The 4,005-nt window shown below is 72.4% G+C and carries 6 protein-coding genes; 4 read left to right on the forward strand and 2 right to left on the reverse strand.

Going from position 1 to position 4,005, the window contains the following annotated elements:
- Nucleotides 1-463, reverse strand: a 463-nt coding sequence (locus KN815_RS39465; protein WP_216346620.1) for an AfsR/SARP family transcriptional regulator, incomplete at its 3' end; no start/stop codon positions are given.
- 219 nt (nucleotides 464-682) lie between these two features.
- Here KN815_RS39465 and KN815_RS39470 point away from each other — a divergent pair.
- Nucleotides 683-1,480, forward strand: coding sequence for a site-2 protease family protein (locus KN815_RS39470; protein ID WP_216346621.1), 798 nt, complete (start codon nucleotides 683-685; stop codon nucleotides 1,478-1,480).
- Between the two features lie 194 nt (nucleotides 1,481-1,674).
- Here KN815_RS39470 and KN815_RS51055 read toward each other — a convergent pair whose 3' ends face one another.
- Nucleotides 1,675-2,253 (reverse strand): resolvase, encoded by a 579-nt coding sequence (locus tag KN815_RS51055; protein WP_253209525.1) that lies wholly within the window; start codon nucleotides 2,251-2,253, stop codon nucleotides 1,675-1,677.
- Between the two features lie 21 nt (nucleotides 2,254-2,274).
- On the opposite strand from KN815_RS51055, the gene KN815_RS39480 reads away from it, so the two are divergent.
- From KN815_RS39480 to KN815_RS39490, 3 genes are all read left to right on the forward strand, one after another.
- Nucleotides 2,275-2,505 (forward strand): hypothetical protein, encoded by a 231-nt coding sequence (locus KN815_RS39480; protein ID WP_216346622.1) that lies wholly within the window; start codon nucleotides 2,275-2,277, stop codon nucleotides 2,503-2,505.
- Between the two features lie 103 nt (nucleotides 2,506-2,608).
- Nucleotides 2,609-3,802, forward strand: a complete 1,194-nt coding sequence (locus KN815_RS39485) for a sensor histidine kinase (protein WP_216346624.1) — start codon at nucleotides 2,609-2,611, stop codon at nucleotides 3,800-3,802.
- Nucleotides 3,795-4,005, forward strand: a 211-nt coding sequence (locus KN815_RS39490; RefSeq protein ID WP_216346623.1) for a response regulator, incomplete at its 3' end; no start/stop codon positions are given. The genes KN815_RS39485 and KN815_RS39490, both read left to right, overlap by 8 nt.

Below are 4,005 nucleotides of genomic sequence, written 5' to 3' on the forward strand. Positions count from 1 at the left end.
CGTCCAGCCGGCGGGCCTCGGCGCGGGCGGCGGGCGCGGTGGCGTCGGGCAGATCACTGAGCGCGGGCCCGCGCCACAGTGCGAGGGCGGCGTCGAGCAGATCGACGGCCTTGGCCGGATCGCCGTCGGCGAGGGCGTGGCCGCCCTCCTCCGCGAGCCGTTCGAAGCGGTGCAGATCGACGTCGTCGGGGTCGGCGCTCAGCCGGTACCCGCCCGGAACGGACTCCACGGCGTCCTTGCCGAGCGCCCGCCGCAGCCGCCCGACCAGCGCTTGCAGCGCGCCATGCCCGTCGACGGGCGGATCGGTGACCCAGATCTCACCGATGAGCGCCCCGGTGGTCCGCGCCCGCCCGGGCGCCAGCGCGAGCGCCGCCAGCAGCGCACGCAGCCGCGCCCCGCCGACGTCCACGGGGGTGCCGTCGTCGTGGCGGGCCTGGGTGGTGCCGAGGATGCCGTAGCGCACGGCCCCATTCTGAGGGATGCCGGTCTCCTGGCCGACCGCGCCTGCCCCGGCTGTTCTCCCGGTCATCCCGGCCCGGCCATTCGCCCGTTTCCCGGAGCCCGGCCGTTCCCCCGTTTTCGCCGGCCCGGCGGTTCTCCCGTTTACCCTGGCCCGGAACTCCGCGCTCCCTGTGCGACGTTTCCCCTCAGCGCTCACCAGCCCGTATGGAGACCCCACTCGATGACCACCGCCATCAGCCGCCGCGAGCGGCGCATCAGCCCCGTCTTCCTCGGACTGTTCGCGATCATGGTCGTGTCCGCGTGGGCGGTGTGGACGGACTACTCGGCGAGCCCCGGTTTCGCCGTCTTCCTGTTCGTCGTCTCCGGCTGGGTCGTCTCGCTGTGCCTGCATGAGTACGCCCATGCGCGCACCGCGCTGCACGGCGGGGATCTGTCGATCGGCGCGAAGGGCTATCTGACCCTCAACCCGCTGAAGTACACGCATGTGGCGCTGAGCATCGTGCTGCCCGTGGTCTTCGTGATCATGGGCGGGATCGGGCTGCCGGGCGGGGCGGTGTTCATCGAGCGGCACCGGATCCAGGGCCGCTGGAAGCACAGTCTGATCTCGGCCGCGGGCCCGCTGACGAATGTGCTGTTCGCGGTCGCGCTGACCGCCCCGTTCTGGCTCGACGCCACGGACCGGGTGCCGGAGCTCTTCCGCTTCGCCCTCGCCTTCCTGGCGTTGCTCCAGGTCACGGCGGCGATCCTGAACTTCCTGCCGGTCCCGGGGCTGGACGGGTACGGGGTGATCGAGCCGTGGCTGTCGTACCGCATCCGGCGCCAGGTCGAGCCGTACGCGCCGTTCGGGCTGCTCGCGGTCTTCGGGATCCTGTGGATACCCGAGGTCAACCAGGCGTTCTTCGGCGCCATCGACGCGGTGCTGCGGGCCCTGGGCGTATCGGAATGGGACACCTACTGGGGCCAGGAATTCTTCCGCTTCTGGCAAGGTGAACCCAATATCGCCGGATTCCGCCCCTAGGGGTACCTGCGGCGGGCTGTTCCCCTCCCCGCCCCTTCCCGACACCTGACGATATGCGGCTCCGCCGCGCGGGGGGGCTCCGCCCCAGACCCCGGGGCCCAGGGGCGAAGCCCCTGCCATGCGGCGGAGCCGCGTGGAGAAGGCTGGCACTCGGGGAGTATCCGAACGGTAATCAGCGGTAGCCGCTGACCCGGTCATGGTCCGGTCGAGATGAGGGCGCTGACGCGGTTCTCGTACTCGCGGCGGGCCTTACGCTGCGCCGGGACAGTCGGGGTGCCCTGGCCGCCGTCGAGTGGCTGGCAGCGGGTGAGGAGCTGGCGGTGGACGGCGGGGGCGGCGGTGACGCGCAGGGCGTAGCCCTGGCCTCGCCGTACGGTGACGCCCTGGTCGAGCACGGCTCGCTCGTCGGGCTCCAGCTCGGTGGCGCGGAAGTAGCGGATCGCATAGGTGCGGGTGTTGCCCGCATCCAGCCATCGGTCGAGGTGGTCTTGCCGAAGTCCGCCCAGGTCGAGGCCATGTCCGTCCAGCCAGGCGAGGAACTCCAAAGCCACCAGGACTCGGGTGCGGAGGAACGAGCCCGGCTCCGCCGGGTGGCGGCGCTGGGCGGCGCGTCGACGGGCCCGTCGCAGCAGATGCCAGTGCGCGTAGGGACGAATCTGGTGGACGTGGCCGGCGGGACGGTCGGCCAAGACCGTGTCCAGCCAGGCGGGGCTGTGCGTGAGCCAGTGCAGGATGCCGCGGGGACGCTCGGCCAGGGCGAGAGCGTCCCGCAACGGCTGTAGCGGTGCTGGGATGTGCCCGTCGGGACCAGTCAGCAGATGCTGGAGGCGGGCGGTGAGGACGCCTCCCGCGACGCGGGACTGGTCAGGGCCGACGTCGACCCCGACGCACTGGGCCGCGCGCTGGTTGCCTGCGCGGACGGTCTGACGACCCAGTGGTTCATGGACCCCACGTTCGACCTGGTCGAGCACGTTCGCGAGCACTTCGACCTGCTGATGCGAAGCGTCGTCACCGAGGCGGACTGACACCGCCCTGAGACCGCCCCCGCTGGGCCGGCCGGCGTGCGAGTGGCTCTTTGGAGTGACGAAGACCGGCGTGCGAGATCATAGTGTCGGACGGATGAGAGTGATGGACGGCAGGTGGCCCCGGTGGGGCGCCGACGCCGGGCTGGTCGTACTGACGTTTCTGCCGGCGCTGCTGTCGCAGCCGTACGTGGACACCTCCGGGCCGGCCTGGGCGTCGCTCACGGTGTACGAGGCGGTGGGCGTGGTGGCCCTGCTGCTGCGGCGAAGGCTGCCGGCCACCGCCTTCGTCGTGGTTTTCGCGGCCCTTCTGGCGGCGCTGGTGGGCAGTGCGGGCGCGGGAGCCAAGCTGTCGCCGCTGGTCTTCCTGCCGCTGGCGGTGCTGCTCTACAACCTGGGCAACCACGGCACGAGCTGGCGACGGACCGTGTCGGCGGTCCTCGGCGTCACCGTGCTGAGCGTGGCCGGTCTGTGGCTGAACCGGATGACGACCGACTCCGGCGACTTCCAGGGCGGCCTGGACGTCCTCGCCGCGCTGGCCCCGATGCCGCTGGCGTGGGCGATGGGGTTCGCCGCGCGGACCCGGCAGGAACTGCTGGCCGCGGCCGAGCGACGGGCGGCCGACGCGCGCCGGGCACAGGCCCTGGAAGCGGCGCAGGCCACGCAACGCGAGCGGACACGGATCGCCGGAGAGATGCACGACGTGGTCGCGCACTCGCTGACCCTGCTCGTCGTGCACGCGGAGACCCTGCGCGCCCGCGGCGGCGAGCTGCCCGACTGGGCCCGTGCCCAGGTCGACGGGCTGGCCGCGGCGGGCCGGCAGAGCAGCGGCGAGCTGCGTGACCTGCTGCGGATGCTGCGCGACCCCACGGACGCCGTCCCGCTCCAACCCGTACCGGACCTCGGCGAGCTGGACGCGTTGCTGGACAGCCACCGTGCCGCGGGAGGAATGGTCGAGCTGACGATGGACGTCGCGCCGGAGTCCGTGCCGGAACCGGTGCAGCTTGCGGTGTACCGCGTCGTGCAGGAGGCACTGGTCAACGCCCGTCGGCACGCGCCCGGGGCGCTCGTCCAAGTGACCGTCGATGGCGGAGATGGCGGAGATGGCGGAGAGCTGCGGTGCGAGGTCGTGAACGGCCGCGCGGTACGGCAGGCCACGGCCGGCGCGGGCATCGGGCTCGGCCTGGTCAGCATGGAGGAACGGGTGAGCGCGCTGGACGGCGAGCTCACCGCGGGCCCGACCCGTGACGGCGGCTTCCGCGTCACGGCCACGATGCCGTGGGAGCGTGCGGATGTCTGAGCAGCTCAGCGTGCTCGTCGTGGACGACGAGCCGATCATCCGCGCCGGTCTGAGCGCGATCCTGGACAGCCAGGCGGACATCACCGTGGCGGGCACCGCGAACGACGGTGAGGAAGCCGTCGAGGTGTGCGCGCGGCTGCGGCCGGACGTGCTGCTGATGGACATCCGGATGCCGCGCCGCAACGGCCTGTGGGCGCTGGCCG

This window comes from Streptomyces niphimycinicus, from assembly GCF_018883605.1.
Classification (GTDB): domain Bacteria; phylum Actinomycetota; class Actinomycetes; order Streptomycetales; family Streptomycetaceae; genus Streptomyces; species Streptomyces niphimycinicus.